This is a genomic window from Streptomyces sp. NPDC025833 (assembly GCF_055558055.1).
In genome coordinates this window covers 415,594-434,596 of the sequence record NZ_JBVHNF010000004.1, presented here as the reverse complement: position 1 = coordinate 434,596, position 19,003 = coordinate 415,594, and the positions used below count along the sequence as shown (strand labels likewise).

Annotated in this window: 18 protein-coding genes; 4 read left to right on the top strand and 14 right to left on the bottom strand. The window is 74.0% G+C overall.

What is annotated here, in order from left to right:
• Window positions 1-87: 87 nt before the first annotated feature.
• Complete coding sequence (locus ACZ4K2_RS09435; RefSeq protein WP_467471198.1) at window positions 88-1,086, bottom strand: inorganic phosphate transporter; 999 nt, start codon at window positions 1,084-1,086, stop codon at window positions 88-90.
• A gap of 7 nt (window positions 1,087-1,093) precedes the next feature.
• On the bottom strand, window positions 1,094-1,714 hold the full coding sequence (locus ACZ4K2_RS09430) for a DUF47 domain-containing protein (RefSeq protein ID WP_467471196.1): 621 nt from the start codon (window positions 1,712-1,714) through the stop codon (window positions 1,094-1,096).
• Between the two features lie 215 nt (window positions 1,715-1,929).
• Here ACZ4K2_RS09430 and ACZ4K2_RS09425 point away from each other — a divergent pair, with 215 nt between their 5' ends.
• Entirely contained in the window at window positions 1,930-2,235 is a 306-nt protein-coding gene (locus ACZ4K2_RS09425; protein ID WP_345059085.1) for a metal-sensitive transcriptional regulator, read from the top strand.
• Window positions 2,236-2,289: 54 nt separating this feature from the next.
• Here the strand turns inward: ACZ4K2_RS09425 and ACZ4K2_RS09420 are convergent, their stop codons facing one another.
• Window positions 2,290-2,451 (bottom strand): hypothetical protein, encoded by a 162-nt coding sequence (locus ACZ4K2_RS09420; RefSeq protein ID WP_467471193.1) that lies wholly within the window; start codon window positions 2,449-2,451, stop codon window positions 2,290-2,292.
• 102 nt (window positions 2,452-2,553) lie between these two features.
• The gene (locus ACZ4K2_RS09415) at window positions 2,554-3,429 is read right to left on the bottom strand and encodes an SCO4651 family lipoprotein (RefSeq protein WP_467471190.1); all 876 of its coding nucleotides are present in this window, start codon (window positions 3,427-3,429) and stop codon (window positions 2,554-2,556) included.
• Window positions 3,430-3,571: 142 nt separating this feature from the next.
• On the opposite strand from ACZ4K2_RS09415, the gene ACZ4K2_RS09410 reads away from it, so the two are divergent.
• The gene (locus ACZ4K2_RS09410; protein WP_467471188.1) at window positions 3,572-3,757 is read left to right on the top strand and encodes a hypothetical protein; all 186 of its coding nucleotides are present in this window, start codon (window positions 3,572-3,574) and stop codon (window positions 3,755-3,757) included.
• A gap of 103 nt (window positions 3,758-3,860) precedes the next feature.
• Here the strand turns inward: ACZ4K2_RS09410 and ACZ4K2_RS09405 are convergent, their stop codons facing one another.
• The 4 genes from ACZ4K2_RS09405 to mshD form a co-directional block, all read right to left on the bottom strand.
• Window positions 3,861-4,286, bottom strand: coding sequence for an NUDIX hydrolase (locus tag ACZ4K2_RS09405; protein WP_467471186.1), 426 nt, complete (start codon window positions 4,284-4,286; stop codon window positions 3,861-3,863).
• A 19-nt stretch (window positions 4,287-4,305) separates the two neighbouring features.
• A complete protein-coding gene (locus ACZ4K2_RS09400; RefSeq protein ID WP_467471184.1) occupies window positions 4,306-5,433 on the bottom strand; it encodes a CHAD domain-containing protein in 1,128 nt (375 codons plus the stop codon).
• Window positions 5,414-7,777, bottom strand: a complete 2,364-nt coding sequence (locus ACZ4K2_RS09395) for an RNA degradosome polyphosphate kinase (protein WP_467471181.1) — start codon at window positions 7,775-7,777, stop codon at window positions 5,414-5,416. Before ACZ4K2_RS09395 ends, ACZ4K2_RS09400 begins: the two co-directional genes overlap by 20 nt.
• A gap of 1,429 nt (window positions 7,778-9,206) precedes the next feature.
• On the bottom strand, window positions 9,207-10,133 hold the full coding sequence (gene mshD, locus ACZ4K2_RS09390) for a mycothiol synthase (protein WP_467471179.1): 927 nt from the start codon (window positions 10,131-10,133) through the stop codon (window positions 9,207-9,209).
• Between the two features lie 158 nt (window positions 10,134-10,291).
• On the opposite strand from mshD, the gene ACZ4K2_RS09385 reads away from it, so the two are divergent.
• A complete protein-coding gene (locus ACZ4K2_RS09385; protein ID WP_467471176.1) occupies window positions 10,292-12,085 on the top strand; it encodes a bifunctional metallophosphatase/5'-nucleotidase in 1,794 nt (597 codons plus the stop codon).
• A gap of 241 nt (window positions 12,086-12,326) precedes the next feature.
• Here ACZ4K2_RS09385 and ACZ4K2_RS09380 read toward each other — a convergent pair whose 3' ends face one another.
• The 6 genes from ACZ4K2_RS09380 to ACZ4K2_RS09355 all read right to left on the bottom strand — a co-directional run bounded on the left by ACZ4K2_RS09380 (window position 12,327) and on the right by ACZ4K2_RS09355 (window position 17,936).
• Window positions 12,327-13,793, bottom strand: a complete 1,467-nt coding sequence (locus tag ACZ4K2_RS09380; RefSeq protein ID WP_467471174.1) for a HAMP domain-containing sensor histidine kinase — start codon at window positions 13,791-13,793, stop codon at window positions 12,327-12,329.
• A complete protein-coding gene (locus ACZ4K2_RS09375) occupies window positions 13,790-14,524 on the bottom strand; it encodes a response regulator transcription factor (protein ID WP_467471172.1) in 735 nt (244 codons plus the stop codon). Before ACZ4K2_RS09375 ends, ACZ4K2_RS09380 begins: the two co-directional genes overlap by 4 nt.
• A 92-nt stretch (window positions 14,525-14,616) precedes the next feature.
• Window positions 14,617-14,835, bottom strand: coding sequence for a hypothetical protein (locus ACZ4K2_RS09370; protein ID WP_467471170.1), 219 nt, complete (start codon window positions 14,833-14,835; stop codon window positions 14,617-14,619).
• A gap of 56 nt (window positions 14,836-14,891) precedes the next feature.
• A complete protein-coding gene (locus ACZ4K2_RS09365) occupies window positions 14,892-15,884 on the bottom strand; it encodes a S1C family serine protease (RefSeq protein ID WP_467471168.1) in 993 nt (330 codons plus the stop codon).
• Between the two features lie 155 nt (window positions 15,885-16,039).
• Window positions 16,040-17,062, bottom strand: coding sequence for a LacI family DNA-binding transcriptional regulator (locus tag ACZ4K2_RS09360; RefSeq protein WP_467471166.1), 1,023 nt, complete (start codon window positions 17,060-17,062; stop codon window positions 16,040-16,042).
• Window positions 17,063-17,156: 94 nt separating this feature from the next.
• Window positions 17,157-17,936 (bottom strand): winged helix-turn-helix transcriptional regulator, encoded by a 780-nt coding sequence (locus tag ACZ4K2_RS09355; RefSeq protein WP_467471164.1) that lies wholly within the window; start codon window positions 17,934-17,936, stop codon window positions 17,157-17,159.
• A 179-nt stretch (window positions 17,937-18,115) separates the two neighbouring features.
• On the opposite strand from ACZ4K2_RS09355, the gene ACZ4K2_RS09350 reads away from it, so the two are divergent.
• Window positions 18,116-18,976, top strand: a complete 861-nt coding sequence (locus ACZ4K2_RS09350; protein ID WP_467471162.1) for an alpha/beta hydrolase — start codon at window positions 18,116-18,118, stop codon at window positions 18,974-18,976.
• Window positions 18,977-19,003: the final 27 nt, after the last annotated feature.

The following is a 19,003-nucleotide window of genomic DNA, read 5'->3' as shown; positions in this document are numbered from 1 at the left end:
GCCGGTGCGCGGGGCGGGGGCCGCCCCGGGAAAAAGCGCGCCCACCCTCCCCGGGGGGAAGGCGGGCGGGCGGTGGAGCGGGGGTGGTTACAGGGCCACCAGCTTGATCACGCCGAAGGCCAGCGCGGCGACCAGCGCGGCGGCCGGCATCGTGATGAACCAGCCGAGGACGATGTTCTTGGCCACGCCCCAGCGCACCGCGTTGACCCGCTTCGTCGCGCCCACGCCCATGATCGCCGAGGTGATCACGTGGGTCGTGGAGATCGGCGCCTTGAAGAGGAACGCGGTGGTGAACATGATCGACGCGCCCGTCGCCTCCGCCGCGAAGCCCTGCGGCGGGTCCAGCTCGATGATCTTGCGGCCCAGCGTGCGCATGATCCGCCAGCCGCCGGCGTAGGTGCCCAGGGACAGCATCACCGCGCAGACGATCTTCACCCAGACCGGGATCGGGTCGCCGAACGTCTCGTGGCCGGAAATGACCAGGGCCAGGACCACGACACCCATCGTCTTCTGGGCGTCCTGGAGTCCGTGGCCGAGGGCCATGCCGGCCGCCGAGACCGTCTGCGCGATACGGAAGCCGCGCTTGGCCTTGTGCGGGTTGGACCTGCGGAACAGCCACATGATCGCCGTCATCACCAGGTAGCCGACGATCAGGCCGACGACCGGCGACAGGAACATCGGGATGACGATCTTGTTGAGGACGCCGCTCCAGAGTACGTCCGTACCGCCCGCCAGCGCCGCTCCCACCATGCCGCCGAACAGCGCGTGGGAGGACGAGGACGGCAGGCCGAAGTACCAGGTGGTCAGGTTCCAGACGATCGCGCCGACCAGCGCCGCGAAGAGGATGCCCAACCCCGTGGAGCCGCTCGGGGTCTCGATCAGGCCCTCGCTGACCGTCTTGGCGACCCCCGAGCCGAGGAAGGCGCCGGCGAGGTTCATCACCGCGGCCATGGCGAGGGCGGCCCGCGGGGTCAGCGCCCGCGTCGACACCGACGTCGCGATCGCGTTCGCCGAGTCGTGGAAGCCGTTGGTGTACGTGAAGAAGAGCGCGACCGCGACGGTCGCGATCAGGGCGAAGGTGTCCATCGACGCCTCAGGACTCCTTGACGGCGATGGTCTCCACCGTGTTCGCCACGTGCTCGAACGCGTCCGCCGCCTCTTCCAGCACGTCCACGATCTGCTTCAGCTTCAGCACCTCGATCGCGTCGTACTTGCCGTTGAAGAGGTGGGCGAGCAGCTTGCGGTGTATCTGGTCGGCCTGGTTCTCCAGCCGGTTGACCTCGATCCAGTACTCGGTGAGGTTCGCCATCGTGCGGAGGTTCGGCATGGCCTCGGCCGTCAGCTCGGCCGCCCGGGCCAGCACCTCGATCTGCTGCTCGACGCCCTTGGGCAGTTCCTCGACGTTGTAGAGGACGACCAGGTCGACGGCTTCCTCCATGAAGTCCATGATGTCGTCCAGGGAACCGGCGAGGGTGTAGATGTCCTCCCGGTCGAACGGCGTGATGAACGAGGAGTTCAGCTGGTGGAAGATCGCGTGCGTGGCGTCGTCACCTGCGTGTTCCGCGGCCCGCATACGCTCTGCGATCTCGGCCCGGGCAGACGTGTCCGCCCCGAGCAGTTCCATCAGGAGTTTCGAGCCGGTGACGATGTTGTCCGCGGATGCGGCGAACATGTCGTAGAAGCTCGTCTCCCTGGGGGTCAGACGAAAGCGCACGTGGGGTCCTCGGGGTGCTTCGGTTTCGGTCAGGGTGATGCTAGGCGCATCATCCGGCCACGGCTATCGGGCCGCATCCCAGTGTCGCCCATCGGGCAGAGTGGTCGGCACGGGGGCGTACCAAGGGCTCCCTACCCCGCAAAGTTCGTTACCATATACCCAGTAGGGGTATGTGCCCTTTTTGTCCGCAGCTCGCTCCGAGAGGGAGGCCCGCGATGACGACGACCGAGGCCGGCGCCACGCACGGCTACCACAAGCAGAAGGACGAGCACCTCAAGCGGCTGCGCCGGATCGAGGGGCAGATCCGCGGCCTCCAGCGGATGGTCGACGAGGACACGTACTGCATCGACATACTCACGCAGGTGTCCGCCTCGACCAAGGCCCTCCAGTCCTTCGCGCTCCAGCTCCTGGAGGAGCACCTGCGGCACTGCGTCGCGGACGCGGCGGTCAAGGGCGGTGACGAGATCGACGCGAAGGTGGACGAGGCGACGAAGGCGATCGGCCGCCTGCTGCGCACCTGAGCCGGCCGCCCGCCGGGCACCCGGGCCGCGCGGGGCGGCCCGGCCGGGGCGGGGTCAGATCCGGTCCCGCTCCTCGGCGACCCGCAGCACCGCGTCGATGCTCTCCAGGCTGAGCCGGTCCTCGGCGGCCGAGGCCGCGATGATCAGTTCCCCGCACAGCTCGATCTCGGCGAGGGCCACGTGGTCCTGCACCGCTGTGCCGCCGACCGGAGCCACCCCGCCTCACCTCTCCTCTGCCGTCACCCGCTTCCTAGAGTAGGCAGCGGCCGGCACCGCGCGCATGGCACGGACGGGCTACTTACGGGAGGGCGCCCCGGACTAGTGCGCCGGTCCCGGCCGGGCACCGTCCCCGGGCCCGTCCTCGGCGATCCGGCCCGCGTAGATGTCCGCCGCGGGCGGCAGCCGGACGTCGACGGGGGTGCCGAAGGCGAAGAGCAGCAGGGTGGACGTCACGGCCACGCCGGTCCGCGCGTGGCCGTTGACGAAGCCGAAGCGCTGCCGCAGCTTGCGGACGCGGCCCTCGTCGTCCAGGTAGGCGTCGAACGGGACCACGGCCGTGGCGAACCCCTTCGCCGCCGCGGCCAGGGGCGCCCGGTCGCCGGCCGACGCGTACCGGGCCGCGCGGCCCAGGTCGGCGGTGCCCCGGTAGTGCCACACCGGCGTCCCGGCGAGGTCGCTCCGGCCGGCGAGGACCGCCTCCCGCGTCCCGAGCAGCACCTCGGCCGCCGCGTACGGGTCGGTGGCGCCGCCGGTGACCAGGTTGCCGTCGGACAGCGTGGCGGTCTCCACCCGGACCCACTTGTCGGCCGGCACGCCCGCGCCCCGGTTCTTCATGAACAGCGCGCCCGGGGCGAGCAGTTCGGTGATGGGCCGGTGCTCGGAGGTGCCCGCGGGGTCCTCGGGCAGCATCACGGTGAGCCGGCCGAGGCGGTGCCGGTAGTCGTAGGCGCCCCTGCCGCGGATGGTGACCCGGGTGCCGCCGGTGGCCATCTCCATCGAGGTGGTGACCTTGGAGGTGCCCGCCTCCCGCAGCGCGTCGGCGGCGCGGTGCAGCGCGGTGACGGGGTCGGACCGGCCCTTGACGTCCTCGGCGGCGGCCCCGGTGCCGGAACAGCCCGTGGAACCCGTCCCGAGGCCGAGGAGGATGCCCGCCGCGGCGAGCGTGCCGCCCGCGCGTCTGTGCTGCCGATCCATCGCCTGTCTACCCCCAGCCGGTGTGTCCGTCACGGGCCACGTGTCGCTTCGGTTAACGACGGGTAGGGGGCGCCGTCACGCGTCGCCGGGACCGGGTGGCGGTGGCGCGATCCTTTTCCCGCGGGCTGGGTAACTTGTCGGGGTGGCATTCACCTCGGTGGGAGAGGACGGGCCGGAGCGCGCCCGCCCCGGGCAGGAACACCTCACGACGACGACCGAGCAGGGCCGCTTCTGTACGGCCAGGTGCAGCTGCGGCTGGCGCGGCCCCGCCCGCCGGGCCCGCAGCCAGGCCCGCGCGGACGCCGAGGGACACACGGCGAGCCCCTGACGGACCGCGCCGGGCGCCTTCACCGGCCCACCCGTGGTCTTGTCACCGGCCCACCGCTCGGCGGGCCGGGCCACGTGGTCCCGGCGGGCCGGGACCCGTGGGTTCAGGGGCGGGGCTCCCGCCGGTCCGCCGGCAGGGCGAGCGCCTCCACCAGGTCCCGGTCGCGGGGCTGGGTGAGCCGGGACCGGGCCGCGGCCGGGGAGAGCCACAGGATCCGGTCCACCTCGGCGTTGGGCGTGAAGCGGCCGGAAACCGCCTCCGCCGCCCAGTACCGCACCCGCTTGGGGCGTCCCGCCACCGCGTAATGCACGGTGGGCAGTTCGCCGCCGGGCTCGGCCGTGTAGCCGGTCTCCTCGGCCACCTCGCGCAAGGCGCCGGCGAGCGCGTCCTCGCCCCGCTTGAGCTTGCCCTTCGGGTGGGACCAGTCGTCGTACTTCGGCCGGTGCACCAGGCAGACCTCCAGGTCGCCGGAGACCGGGGAGCGGCGCCACAGCACGCAGCCGGCCGCCTGCACCGGGGTTTCGTTCACACCGCCTCCTCGCGGGGGTTCAGGACGCGTCGACCGTCTGCCGCTGCCAGGCCTGCTGGAACGCGAACCTGGCCGCCTCCACCTCGTGCCGCTGGTCGGCGTGGAGCACGCCGAGCGCGTAGGCGGTGGCCGGGGTGATCCGGGGGGTGCGGGCCGCCTGGGCGGCGGCGGAGGCCGCCTCCGAGGCGTCGCGGTGCCGGTTCAGCGACTGGCCCGCCGTCAGCAGCCGTACGTCGACGGGGGCCTCGCCGCCGTGCAGCACCTCGCGGGCGTACCGGTGCAGGCGCAGCAGCAGCCGGACCTGGTGCCAGGGGCCGTCCTGGGGGTGCGGGGAGGGCTCCGCGGACAGGCCGTGGACCAGGGCCTCCGCGTTGTAGGGGTGGCCGGCGGTGACCAGCGGGAGCACGGCGACGGCGTCCGTGAGCCGTTCCTCGGCCGCGGCGGCGAGGGGGCGCAGGCCGGTGACGGCGGCGGCCGGGGTGAGGGGCACCTCGCTGGCGAGTACGGCGACCTTGTCGGCGACCGCGTGGAAGCGGGCGGAGCCGAGGGCCTGGAGGGCCGTGGAATGGGCCCGGGTCCGGGCCAGGGTCAGCTGGCGTTCGAGCAGGGCGCCCGCCTTCGCCGCGCCCACGGTCAGGTTGCCGCGTTCCGGCGCCGCCGTCGCGCCGCCCGGACCGCCGGGGCCCGGGGGCGCCCCTTTCCCGGCCGCGGACGCCGTCCCGGCGGCCACGGGCTCGGCCGGGACCGGCAGGGCCGTCAGCCCGGACAACCGGTGCAGCGCCAGCAGCAGCCGTTCCAGCCGGGCCTCGTACGCGTGCTCCAGGCCCAGCGTGCCGGAGAGCCAGGCCAGTTCGGGGCGCATCTCCTCCGACCAGTCGGGGTCGAGGAGGGGGCGGAAGGTGTGCAGACTGGCGCTGATGCGGCGGGCCGAGCGGCGCAGGGCGCGCGCCGCGTCGACGGACTCCCGCGCGTCGCCCGCCCCCGCGTACCCGCGGGCGAGGGCGCCCGTGCCGTTGCCGCCGGTCTCCCGGTGCAGGCGCAGGGCGCGGAGGAACTCCGTGGCCCGGGCGCGCAGGTAGCCCGCGAGGGCGTCCCCGGTCACCGCCTCGGCCGTGGGGTCCGTCGGGTCAAGGTGTCGCTGTGCCACGCCGGCGCCTCCGGGCGTCTATGAGCATCTCCTGGACGTTGCGCAGGGGTTGGCCGTCCGCGTCGGTCGCGTGCCGCGTCCACTCGCCGTCCGGGCCGAGGTGCCAGGAGGCCGTGCCGTCGGACATGCCGGTGTCCAGCAGCCGGTTGAGGGCTGCGCGGTGGCCGGGGTCGACGACCCGGACCAGGGCCTCTATCCGGCGGTCGAGGTTGCGGTGCATCATGTCGGCGCTGCCGATCCACACCTCGGGCTCGCCCCCGTTGCCGAAGGCGAACACGCGGGAGTGTTCGAGGAAGCGGCCGAGTATCGAGCGCACCCGGATGTTCTCCGAGAGGCCCGCGACGCCGGGGCGGACGGCGCAGATGCCGCGCACCCAGACGTCGACCGGCACGCCCGCCTGGGAGGCCCGGTAGAGCGCGTCGACGACCGCCTCGTCGACCATCGAGTTGACCTTGATGCGGACGAACGCCGGACGGCCCGCGCGGTGGTGCTGGACCTCCTTGTCGATCCGGGCTATCAGGCCGTCCCGCAGGGACTTGGGGGCCACCAGGAGCCGGCGGTAGGTCTCCCGGCGCGAGTAGCCGGAGAGGCGGTTGAACAGGTCGGAGAGGTCCGCGCCGACCTGCGGGTCCGCGGTGAGCAGGCCGAGGTCCTCGTACAGGCGGGCCGTCTTCGGGTGGTAGTTGCCCGTGCCGACGTGGCTGTAGCGGCGCAGGGTCTCGCCCTCCTGGCGGACCACCAGGGACAGCTTGCAGTGCGTCTTCAGCCCGACCAGGCCGTAGACGACGTGGCAGCCGGCCTCCTCCAGCTTGCGCGCCCACTTGATGTTGGCGTGCTCGTCGAAGCGGGCCTTGATCTCCACCAGGACGAGGACCTGCTTGCCGGACTCGGCGGCGTCGATGAGCGCGTCGACGATGGGGGAGTCGCCGGAGGTGCGGTACAGGGTCTGCTTGATGGCGAGGACGTCGGGGTCGGCCGCCGCCTGCTCCAGGAACGCCTGCACGGAGGTGGAGAAGCTGTCGTACGGGTGGTGCAGGAGCACGTCCCGGGCGCGCAGCGCCGCGAAGACGTCGGGGGCGGAGGCCGACTCGACCTCGGCGAGGTCGCGGTGGGTGCCGGCGATGAACTTCGGGTACTTCAGCTCGGGCCGGTCCAGGCCGTGGATGCCGAAGAGGCCGGTGAGGTCCAGCGGGCCGGGCAGCGGGTAGACCTCGGCCTCGGAGATCTTCAGCTCGCGCACCAGCAGGTCCAGCACCTCGCGGTCGATGGACTCCTCGACCTCCAGGCGCACCGGCGGGCCGAAGCGGCGCCGCATGAGCTCCTTCTCCAGGGCCTGGAGGAGGTTCTCGGTGTCGTCCTCCTCGACCTCCAGGTCCTCGTTGCGGGTGATCCGGAAGGCGTGGTGCTCCAGGATCTCCATGCCCGGGAACAGCTCTTCGAGGTGGGTGGGGGCGGCGATGACGTCCTCGATGGGGACGTAGCGGCCGGGGGACGCCTCCAGGAAGCGGGAGAGCAGCGGCGGCACCTTCACGCGCGCGAAGTGCCGGTGGCCGCTGACCGGGTTGCGGACCACGACGGCCAGGTTCAGCGAGAGGCCGGAGATGTAGGGGAAGGGGTGCGCCGGGTCCACCGCCAGCGGGGTGAGGACCGGGAAGATGCGGTGCCGGAAGAGCGTGAAGAGGCGGGCCTGCTCCTTGTCGGTCAGCTCGCTCCAGCGGACCAGGTCGATGCCCTCCTCCGCGAGCGCGGGGGCGACGTCCTCGTGGAAGCAGGCGGCGTGCCGGGCCATCAGCTCGCGGGAGCGGGCCCAGATCATCTCCAGCACCTCGCGGGGCTGGAGGCCGGAGGCGGAGCGGGTGGCGACACCGGTGGCGATGCGGCGCTTCAGGCCGGCCACCCGGACCATGAAGAACTCGTCGAGGTTGCTGGCGAAGATCGCGAGGAAGTTCGCGCGCTCCAGCAGCGGGGTGTTCGGGTCCTCGGCCAGTTCGAGGACGCGCTCGTTGAACGCGAGCCAGCTTCGTTCGCGGTCGAGGAAGCGGCCCTGGGGCAGGGGTGCGCCGTCGCCCCGGGCCTCCTCGTAGGTGTCGAGGTCCCCGTCGAGGTCCGGTTCCAGGTCGGAGACCGCGGTGGCCCGGGTGTGCGGGCGGTGCGCGGCGATGGAGCCCACGGAGGGCTGCGGGTGCTGGACCTCGGCCTGGGTGTCTGACTGGCTCATGAACCCATTCTTCCGCGCGACGGGCGACGCAGGCGCGTCGGAACGCGCGGGCGGGAGCTGTGCGGCCCCGTTCCCCGCGGCGGCCCCCTCGGGGGGCGGCGAAGGCTCTGGCACGGCGGGCGTCATTGGCCGAGCGTCGCAAGCCCGGCTGAATCAATGGTTACGGCGACATGACGTGCGGGATATCGGGGAGCGGCCCGAAGGAGTCCCCACCCACGGGAACAGCGATCCGTCACGCCCCTCGGCTGCGGCGGGACGCACCGTACGCACGCGTGTCCGGTGGGTCGGGGGGGGCGACGGCTGGGTCGGGGGGCCGGACGGCGCGGGACGGCGTGGACGGCGGCGGGCGGGCGGGCGCGGGCGCGGACAGGGCGCGGGACGGCTTGGGCGACGGTGGCCGCGGTGAGGGCGGGGACCATGCCGGTGGGGGCCGGGTGCGGAGGCCAGGTGCAGGGGTTCGAGTGCCGGGGCCCGGTCCGGGCAGGAGCCGGGTGCGGGGACCGGATGTGTGCGGCGGGCCGCGCGGTGGCTGCTGCCGGTCTCGCTGGTACGGGTGCGGCGCCACGGCGGCAGCGGGAAGAGCCGGAGGGCCCGGGGCGCCAGGTGGCGGGGTCCGGATGCCTGAGGTGGGCCGCGCGTTGGTTGCCCTCGGTCGCGCAGGCACGGCTGCGGCGCAGCGCCGACAGCGCCTGCGGCGGTGAGCGCGGGCAGGGCGCGGCGCGGGACGGCGCGCGCGGAGGTGACGGTGGCCGGGTCGGGACCATGCCGGCGGGGACCGGGTGCGGAGGCCTGGGACGGCGCAGAGGCCGGGTGCCGGGGGCCCGGGTGCGTGCGGCGGCCCGCGCGGTGGCCGGCACCTGCCGCGCAGGTACGCCTGCGGCGCCGCGGTGGCCGCGCGGGCCAGGCCGCGGCGCGGGCGAGGCCGGTGAGGACGTCTGCGCGCGGCCCGGACGGCGCGAGGGCTACGAGGATCCGGTCCCGCGAGCAGTGGGCGACCAGGACGTCACGGCCGGAGGCCCGGGCGGGCGCCGGGGCACCGGCGAGCAGGGGCGGTGCCGCCGCCGCCGGCCCGGCGGTCAGGCGCCGCGTCGGGGGCGGGGGGTGCGGTGCCGGATTCCGGCTCGCGGCCGGCCGGCAATTCCGCGGGGCCCGGCCCGTGCGGCGGTGCCCCGGCACCCGCCCCGGCGCGCGGCACGCCTCCAGGACGCGCCGGCCTCCGCCCTCTCGCGTGCGGCGGGCCGTCGGCCCCTGGGCTCCTGCGGGCCGGGTGGGCGGTGCCGGGCTGCGGCTCGGGGTCGGCCGGAAGCGCCGAGGGGCGCGGCCACACCAAGGCCCTGGCGCCTCGGGTGCCGGCGCCGCCCAGGGCGGGCTGACCTTCGCCGCCTCGCGCGCGGCGGGCCGCCGTCCCACCCTCCGGCCCCTGCGGGCCGAGCCGGAGGGGCCGCCCGGTCCGCCGGGGCGGTCGTTTCCCGGCGGGCCCTCTTGTGCGGACGGGTCAGCCGGGCCTGCACGGGGACCCGGGGAAGCTCCGGCACCGCCCTCCCGCGCGGGCGGGTCAGGTTTCCGTGCGGTACATCAGGTCCGTCTCGTGGACCGTGAAGCCCAGCCGCTCGTACACGGAGACCGCCGCCTTGTTGTCGGCGTCGACGTAGAGCATCGCGGTCGGCAGTTGCTGGGCGGCCAGGTGGCGCAGCCCGATCGTGGTGAGCGACTTGCCCAGCCCGCCGCCCTGCTCGCCGGGCCGCACCCCGAGGACGTACACCTCGCCGAGCCCCTCCTCGGCGTGCACCTTGGTCCAGTGGAAGCCGATCAGCTCCCCGCGCCGTTCGGCGAGGAAGAAGCCGGCCGGGTCGAACCAGGGCTCGGCCTTGCGGTCGTCCAGGTCCCGCTGGGTCAGCGACCCCTGCTCCGGGTGGTGGGCGAAGGCCGCCGCGTTCACCGCGAGCCAGGCCGCGTCGTCCTTGCCGGGCACGAAGGCGCGCACCGTCACGCCCTCCGGCAGTACCGGATCGGGCAGCTCCAGGTCCTCCAACGGCCGCCGCATCTGCCGCAGTTCGCGGAACAGGGTGAGGCCGAGCACCTGGGCGAGGTGCCGGGCGGCGGGGTGCCCGCCGTGCGCCCACGCCCGCAGCCGCTTGCCGGAGGCGGCGAGCAGGGCCGAGCCGAGCGCCCGGCCGTGCCCGTGCCCGCGCTGCGCGGGGTGCACGACCAGCTCGGCGGCCGGCGCCTCGACCGGGTCGGTATCCTCCAGCTGGGCGTACCCGACGAGTTCGCCGTCGACCGACAGCAGCAGGTGCGAGACGCCCTCGCGGGCCTCGCCGCGCAGTTGCAGCCGGCCCTGCTCGGACACCGGCTGCTGCCCGTCGGCCCGGGCGGCGTCGCCGAGCAGGCGCAGGACGGCCTCGGCCCGGTCCGGGGTGAGCGCGGAGTAGGTCTCGATGGAGCGGGCGGGAAAGCCCCGTACGGTGTCGTCGCTGCTCATGCGTACGAGGGTACGGGGCGGCCGGGGCGAAGTCCCGGCATCCCAGCCGGTGGGAGAAGGCAAAGGGAAACCATGATGTAACCAGGAACCCCCTGTCGCGCTACGCGCGTTGACTCTAGGCTGCGCGAGCCAGCACAGCCGACCCACAGGGGGGTCCCATGTCAGCCGCGCCCCGGCGCACCGGACGCCGTACGTACGGCCTCCTCTCCGCCGCCGCAGGTCTCGCCACCGCGGCGGCCCTGACCACCGCGCTTCCGGCGGTCGCCCACGAGAGCGGGCACGGCCACCACGGTCCGGGCCGCTACCAGGACGTCCAGCTCCTGTCCTTCAACGACCTCCACGGCAACCTGGAGCCCCCGTCCGGGTCCTCCGGCCGGGTCGGTGAACTCCAGCCGGACGGCACGACGAAGACGGTCGACGCGGGCGGCGCCGAGTACCTGGCGACCCACCTCCGCCAGGCCCGCCAGGGCCACCCGTACTCGATCACCGCGGCCGCCGGCGACATGGTCGGCGCCTCCCCGCTGCTGTCGGGCCTGTTCCACGACGAGCCCACCATCGAGGCGCTCAACAAGCTGGACCTGGACGTCACCTCGGTCGGCAACCACGAGTTCGACGAGGGCGCCCGGGAACTGGCGCGGCTCCAGAACGGCGGCTGCCACCCGACCGACGGCTGCTACACGGACAAGCGGTTCAAGGGCGCCGACTTCCCGTACCTGGCGGCGAACGTCCTGGACGAGAAGACGAAGCAGCCGATCCTGAAGCCGTACTGGGTCTGGCAGAGGAAGGACGTCAAGATCGGCTTCATCGGCGTCACCCTGGAGAACACCCCGGGCGTCGTCACCGCATCCGGCGTCAAGGGCCTCCGGTTCAAGGACGAGGTCGAGACGATCGACAAGTACGCCAAGGTGCTCCAGCGCCAGGGCGTGCAGTCGATCGTGGCCCTGATCCACGAGGGCGGCTTCCCGGCCTCCGGCTCCTACAACTACGACTGCGACGCGGCGGGCGCCGGCTCCGGCATCTCCGGCCCGATCGTGGACATCGCGAAGAACGTGACCCCGGCGGTGGACGCCCTGGTCACCGGCCACACCCACAACGCCTACGTGTGCGACGTCCCGGACCCGTCCGGCCGTCCCCGCATGGTCACCTCGGCCGCCTCCTTCGGCCGCCTCTACACCGACACCACGCTGACCTACGACCGCGCCACCGGCGACATCGCCCGTACGGCCGTGCGGTCCGCCAACCACGTGGTCAGCCGGGACGTCCCCAAGGCCGGGGACATGACCGACCTGATCGGCCGGTGGAACACCCTGGCCGCCCCGATCGGCAACCGGCCCATCGGCTGGATCACCGGCGACGTGAACAACACCGGCACCGAGTCCCCGATGGGCGACCTGATCGCCGACGCGCAGCTCGCGCTCGGCCGTGAGCTGGACCCGCGGACCAGCCTGGCCCTGATGAACCCGGGCGGGGTCCGGGCCGGCCTGACCTACGCGGCCAAGGGCGCCGAGGGCGACGGCGTGGTCACCTTCGCCGAGGGCTTCACGGTCCAGCCGTTCGCCAACACCGTGAACCTCCAGGACTACACCGGCGCCCAGCTCGTCCAGGTCCTCAAGGAGCAGGTGAGCGGCTCCAACGAGGCGAACCCGCGGATCCTCCAGCCCTCCGCCGGGCTCACCTACACCCTCGACCTGACCCGGTCCGGCGCGGACCGCGTGGTCACCGACTCCATCCGGCTGAACGGCGCCCCGATCGACCCGGCCGCCACCTACCGGGTCGCCATGAACAGCTTCCTCGCGGGCGGCGGCGACGGCTTCCCGACGCTGGGCAAGGGCACGGGCGCTCTGGTCGGCGCGGACGACCTGACGGCCCTGGAGAAGTACCTGACGGCGAACTCCTCGGCGGCCGGCCCGATCGCCCCGCCGAAGGCCGACCGGATCACCATCGTGCGGTAGCGGCCGGACGGCCGGTTCCGCGCACGCGCGCCGAGGCCGGGCCGGGAGGCGGGGAAACGATTCCCCACCCCCGGCCCGGCCTCGGCCGCGTCCGCCCCGGGACGGCCCGCCGCCCGGCCACGGGGGCGCGCCCCCGAGCCGGCCCGGAGCGGGCCCCGCCCGCACCCGGCCCCGCCGCCCGGCCCGCCCGCGCCCGGCAGGGCCGAGCGGCCCCGCCGTGCGGCCGGGCTGGGCGGCCCGTTCAGACGGTCGGCGGCTCCGTCGGCGGCTCGGGCGGCGGGGTCGGCGCTCCCGGCAGCCGTACCGTCACCACCGTGCCGCCGCCCTCCGCGCCGGCCACGGTGACCTCGCCGCCCGCCTGCTTCACCGTGCGGGCCACGATGGACAGCCCCAGCCCGGACCCCGGCAGGGCCCGCGCGCCGGGGGAGCGCCAGAAGCGGTCGAAGACGTGCGGGAGTTCGTCCTCCGGGATGCCGGGGCCGTGGTCGCGCACGGTCAGCACGCCCCCGTCCAGCCGCACCTCGACCGTGCCGCTGCCGGGGCTGAACTTCACCGCGTTGTCGAGGATGTTGACGACCGCCCGCTCCAGCGCGGAGGGCTCCGCCCGGACGAACCAGGGCCGCAGGTCCGCGGTGATCGCCAGCTCGGGGCCGCGCAGTCGGGCCCGGCGCAGGGCCGCCTCCACGATGTCCTGGAGGGCCAGCACCTGGACGCGCTCGCCGCGCTGCCCCTCCGGCCGGGACAGTTCCTGGAGGTCCCCGATCAGCGCGCCGAGCTCGGTCATCTGCGCCTTCACCGAGGACAGCAGCGCCTTGCGGTCCTCCGGCGGGATCGGCCGGCCGGTCTCCTCGCTGCGGGTGAGGAGTTCGATGTTCGTGCGCAGCGAGGTCAGCGGCGTGCGCAGTTCGTGCCCGGCGTCCGCGATGAGCTGCTGCTGGAGGTCGCGGGAGCTGGCCAGCGAGGCGGTCATCGAGTTGAAGGACCGCGAGAGCCGGGCGACCTCGTCCTCGCCGTCGTCCTCCACGGGGATCCGGACGCTCAGGTCCTCGGTGCGGGCCACGTGCTCGACGGCCTCGGTGAGCTTGTCGACGGGCCGCAGCCCGACCCGGGCGACCGCGAGGCCCGCGGCCCCGGCGCCGACGACCCCGATGGCGGACACGAGGAGGAGGATCAGGGCGAGGTCGTTGAGGTTCTTCTGGGTGCTGGTGAGCGGGACGGCGATGAGCACGCCGACGTTCGGTCCGCGCCCGCCGCTCGCGGTCGAGGTGGGCCCGAAGGGCTTGGTCAGCACCCGCAGCTCGTTGCCCTGGTCGTCGCTGCCGTTGCGGAAGTACAGCGTGTCGGGGTCGAGCCGCTCGATCTCGGACTTGTCGGCCTGGGTGACCCTGATCTTGCCCGAGGCGGACCCGAACAGGCAGACCTTGCCGTCCTCCGTGACCAGCTGCGAGTAGCGGTCCCGCAGCAGGAAGTCCCCGGCCTGCGGGGTGTCGGTGCAGTTGTCCAGGGTGTACTGCAACTGCCCCATCTGCGTGGTGCTCCGCAGCGACTTCTGGAGGTCCCCGTCGAGCTGCTCGTACAGCTTGCGCTCCACGATGAACCAGCACGTCACCGACACCGCCGCCACCGCGAACGCCACCGCCGCCGCGACCAGCATGGCGAGCCGGGCCCGGATGGGCAGCGCCCGGTACCGGCGCACCAGGTGCCTCACTCGGCGCCGCCCTGCCTGAGGACGTATCCCACCCCGCGCACCGTGTGCACCAGGCGGGGCTCGCCGCCGGCCTCGGTCTTGCGGCGCAGGTACATCACGTAGACGTCGAGGGAGTTGGAGGACGGCTCGAAGTCGAAGCCCCACACCGCCTTCAGGATCTGCTCACGGGTGAGGACCTGCCGCGGGTGCGCCATGAACATCTCCAGCAGGGTGAACTCCGTGCGGGTCAGCTCGACCGGCCGGCCGCCGCGCGTGACCTCGCGGGTGGCGAGGTCCATGCGCAGGTCGGCGAAGGTGAGCGCCGCGTCCTGCTGCGCCTCGGCGGACACCGTCGTCGCGTACGAGCTGCGGCGCAGCAGCGCCCGGATGCGGGCGAAGAGCTCGTCCAGCTCGAACGGCTTGACCAGGTAGTCGTCGGCGCCCGCGTCGAGCCCGGTCACGCGGTCGCCGACGGTGTCGCGGGCCGTGAGCATCAGTATCGGGGTGGTGTCCCCCGTGCCGCGGATGCGGCGGGCCGCCGTCAGACCGTCCATGCGGGGCATCTGGATGTCCAGCACGACCAGGTCCGGACGGTACGCGGCGGCCCGTTCCAGGGCCTCCGCGCCGTCGACGGCGACCTCGGTGTCGTACCCCTCGAAGGCGAGGCTGCGCTGCAGCGCCTCCCGTACGGCCGGTTCGTCGTCGACGATCAGGATGCGCTGGGGTTCACGGTCGCCTTCGGCGGGGCTCATCGGTCGCGGTTCCTCGGGTGGGGTGGGCGGGGTGGTCGGGTGCCTCTCAGCGTGCCACGTCCTGGGGCCGGTGAGGGGCACCACGGCCTCCGTCAGGCGCGGACCGTGCTCAGCCGGTGCAGCGGGACCTTGCGGCGGTGCCGGCGGACGGCGGAGGTGCGCAGGCCCATCAGCTGGGGGGCCAGGGACGGGGCCACCTCCGGGGCGCGGGGCGGCGGGACCGGAACGTGCAGCTCGGACACGACGGAGAGGGCCAGGCTGAGACCGGCCGGACCGCGTTCGGCCTTGCGGTGGGGAACGTTCTTGATCATGACCTGCTCCTTGCTGACTGGGGCGCCGGCCGGGGGAGGACCGGGGACCGTGGGTGCTAGCTGTCGGAGCCCGCCCGCAGTGCGGCGAGGTCGGACTTGACGGTGTCGACGGGGATGGCGAAGCCGAGGCCGACGCTGCCCGCGTCCGAGGACGAGGACGCCTGCGAACCCGACGAGTACATCGCGGAGTTGATGCCGATCACCCGACCGCTCGCGTCGATCAGCGCACCGCCGGAGTTGCCGGGGTTCAGGGACGCGTCGGTCTGGATGGCCTGGTAGGTGGTGGTGGACGAGCCGGTGTCGCCGTTGAACTCACGGCCGCCGAACTGGAACGGCCACTGCTGGTCGCCGCCCTGGCCCTGGCCCTGGTTCTCGTCGGTGGACACGGTGACGTCCCGGTCCAGGGCGGAGACGATGCCGCTGGTGACGGTGCCGGTCAGCCCCTCGGGGGAGCCGATCGCCACGACCGGGTCGCCGACCTGGACGTCACCGGAGTCGCCGAGCGCCGCCGGTTTCAGTCCCGAGGCGCCGCGGACCCTGATCAGCGCCAGGTCCTTGGAGCCGTCGGTGCCGACCACCTCGGCGGAGTGGCTCTCGCCGTCGCTGGTGCGCACCCGGATCGAGTCGGCGCCGGAGACGACGTGGTTGTTGGTGACGATCTCGCCGCCCGAGCTGACGATCACACCGGAGCCGGTGGACGAGCCGTTCGCGAGCGTCGCGTTGACCTCGACCACGCTCGGGCCGGCCGCGGCTGCTATCGCCGCGACGTCGCCCTTCTTGGCGGCCGGCACCACGGTGGTGGTGCCGCTGCCCGCGGTGACGGCGGTGTCCTTGCCGGCCAGCTCCTGGAAGGCGTACGCCGTGCCGCCGCCGACCGCCGCCGCGACGATCGCGACCGCCGCGAGGAGGGAGACGGGACCCCGGGCACGCTTCCCGCGGTGCGGAGCGGAGGCCGTGACCGGCTGGTGCGACGGCGGGGGCGGCCACTCCGGGTGCACGGGGGCGGGGCGGGAGTACGGCTGCTCGGTGGTGCCCTGGCTCTCGGTCATGGAACAAGAGTCCCCCGCGACCATGAGAGCTTCCTGAGTCCTGGCTGAGAAGCCCGGCAGAACCTCCTTCGCCCGTCATGAGGACGGCGCGGGCGGCCCCGCGGAGCCCCGCGCGGACCCCGCCGCGGCCGGGATCGACACCCGGTCCGGGCTCGTCAGACGCAGCCGCAGCTCGTGCGCAGCACCAGCCGGGAGGGGAACGTCTTCAGCCGCTCGCGGCGGGAGCCGGCGACCCGCAGCCCGTCGTCCAGCACCAGGTCGACCGCCGCCCGGGCCATCGCCGAGCGGTCCGAGGCGACCGTGGTGAGCGGCGGGTCGGCGAGCGCGGCCTCCTTGATGTCGTCGAAGCCGGCCACCCCCAGCTCCCTCGGCACGTCGATGCGCAGCTCGCGCGCGGCGCGCAGCAGGCCGATCGCCTGGTCGTCGGTGGAGCAGAAGATGGCGGGCGGCCGGTGCGGCCCGGCCAGGAGGTCCAGGGCCACGCGGTAGGCGTCGTAGCGGTTGTACGGCGCCTCGAACAGCCGGCCCTCGGTGGGCAGGCCCGCCTCGGCCATGGCCCGCTTCCAGCCCTCGACGTGGTCGGAGACCGGGTCGCCGACGGCCGGCGTGTCGGCCGTGCCGCCCATGCAGGCCACGTACGGGTAGCCGTGCTCCAGCAGGTGGCGCACGGCGAGCTGGGCGCCGCCGAGGTCGTCCGTCACCACGGCCACGTCGTCGATGGCCTCCGGGCGCTCGTGCAGCAGCACCACCCGGGCGTCCCAGGCGTCGATCTCGGCCGCGGCGAGGTCGTTGAGGGCGTGGGAGACGAGGATCAGGCCCGAGACGCGCATGCCGAGGAAGGCACGCAGGTAGTGGACCTCGCGCTCGGCGATGTAGTCCGTGTTGCCGACGAGGACCATCTTCCCGCGCTCGGAGGCGGCCTGTTCGACCGCGTGCGCCATCTCGCCGAAGAAGGGCTGGCGGGCGTCCGGGATGATCAGCCCTATGAGGTCGGTGCGCCGGGAGGCCATCGCCTGGGCGACCCGGTCGGGGCGGTACCCCAGTTCCTTGATCGCGGCGAGGACGCGCTCGCGCGTTGCCGGGGCGACCGGCCGGGGTCCGTTGTTGATGACGTAACTGACGACGGCGGTGGAGGTTCCAGCCAGCCGTGCCACGTCATCCCGAGTCACCTTGGCCACGCGCGGAGTCTACGCGGATTGACCCACTCTGGGCAGGGCTTATCACGAGCCGTCGGGCCGCCGGCGGGGCCCTTCGGGGGCGCCCGGCCGCCGCTCACGCCTCGGCGTGGACCTCCACGCCGTCCAGGACGGCGGAAGCATCCGCATCGTCCCGCTTTGCCCGGGCGGACTTGGCCTTGGCCTCCTCGGCGGACCGGTCGGCCTTCTCGGGCGTAACGAATCGGTAACCGACGTTCCGGACGGTTCCGATCAGCGACTCGTGCTCCGGGCCGAGCTTGGCCCGCAGCCGCCGTACGTGCACGTCGACCGTCCGGGTGCCGCCGAAGTAGTCGTAGCCCCACACCTCCTGGAGCAGCTGGGCGCGGGTGAAGACCCGGCCGGGGTGCTGCGCGAGGTACTTGATCAGCTCGAACTCCTTGAAGGTCAGGTCCAGGACCCGGCCCTTGAGCTTGGCGGAGTAGGTGGCCTCGTCCACCGACAGGTCGCCGTTGCGGATCTCCATCGGGGAGTCGTCCTCGACGATCTGCCTGCGGCCCACGGCGAGCCGCAGCCGGGCCTCCACCTCCGCGGGACCGGCGGTGTCGAGGAGCACGTCGTCGACGCCCCAGTCGGCCGAGACGGCGGCGAGCCCGCCCTCGGTGACGACGAGGAGCAGGGGACAGCCGAGGCCGGTGGACCGCAGCAGCTGGCACAGGCTGCGCACCTGGGGCAGGTCGCGCCGGCCGTCGACCAGGATGACGTCGGCGCCGGGCGTGTCGACCAGGGCGGGCCCTTCCGCCGGGGCCACCCGCACGGTGTGCAGGAGCAGGCCGAGCGCCGGGAGCACCTCCGCCGACGGCTGGAGGGCGTTGGTCAGGAGCAGCAGAGAACTCATACGTCGGTTCCTCCTCGGTCCCTGCGAGGACTGTGCGGACGGGCACTGCTCTGCGTTCCCGGGGGCCCCGTGCACCGGCGGTCACCCGAGGTGTCCCGCCGTGCGAACGACGCACTCGAAAGCACAAAAGGACCCGGGGGCTTCGCTGCCCGAGTCCTCTGCCCAGCAGAATAGCCCACATGAGCAACCGTCCGGCAGGTCATGTGGCGCGTCCCACCGTCCGCCCGGAGCCCGGGACGCGCGGCCGGGGCCCCGTCCGGACGTTCCTGCGCACGGCCGACGGGATCCCGGTCGAAGCCCTGTACGAGCCGGGCCCGACCGCGTCCGAACCGGTCCCGCACGCTTCCGGCGCGCCCCTCGGCCCCGCCCGTGACCTGGTGTTCGTCGTCGCCCACGGCTTCACCGGGGACGTGGACCGGCCCCACGTCCGGCGGGTGGCCGGGGCCCTGCGTGGGCACGGCGCGGTCGTCACCTTCTCCTTCCGCGGCCACGGACGCTCCGGCGGCCGGTCCACGGTCGGCGACAAGGAGGTGCTGGACCTCGCCGCCGCCGTCGAGTGGGCCCGCGGCCCCGGGCACGCGCGCGTGGTGACCGTCGGGTTCTCCATGGGCGGCTCGGTGGTGCTGCGGCACGCGGCCCTGAACCCCGGCTCGGTGGACGCGGTGGTCTCGGTGAGCGCGCCGGCCCGCTGGTACTACCGGGGCACGGCCCCCATGCGCCGCCTGCACTGGCTGGTCACCCGCCCCGCGGGCCGCCTGGTCGGCCGCTACGGCCTGCGCACCCGCATCCACCACCGCGACTGGGACCCGGTACCGCTGTCGCCGGTGGAGGCCGTGCCCCGGCTGGCGCCGACCCCGCTCCTCGTCGTCCACGGCGACCGCGACGGTTACTTCCCGCTCGACCACCCGCGGATGCTCGCCGACGCCGCCGGCGACCACGGCGAACTCTGGGTCGAGGCGGGCATGGGCCACGCGGAGCACGCGGCGCCGGACGCCCTGGTGGACCGGATCGGGGACTGGGCGGTGTCGGCGGCGGGCTAGCCTGGCCCCGCACAGACATTTGTTTCC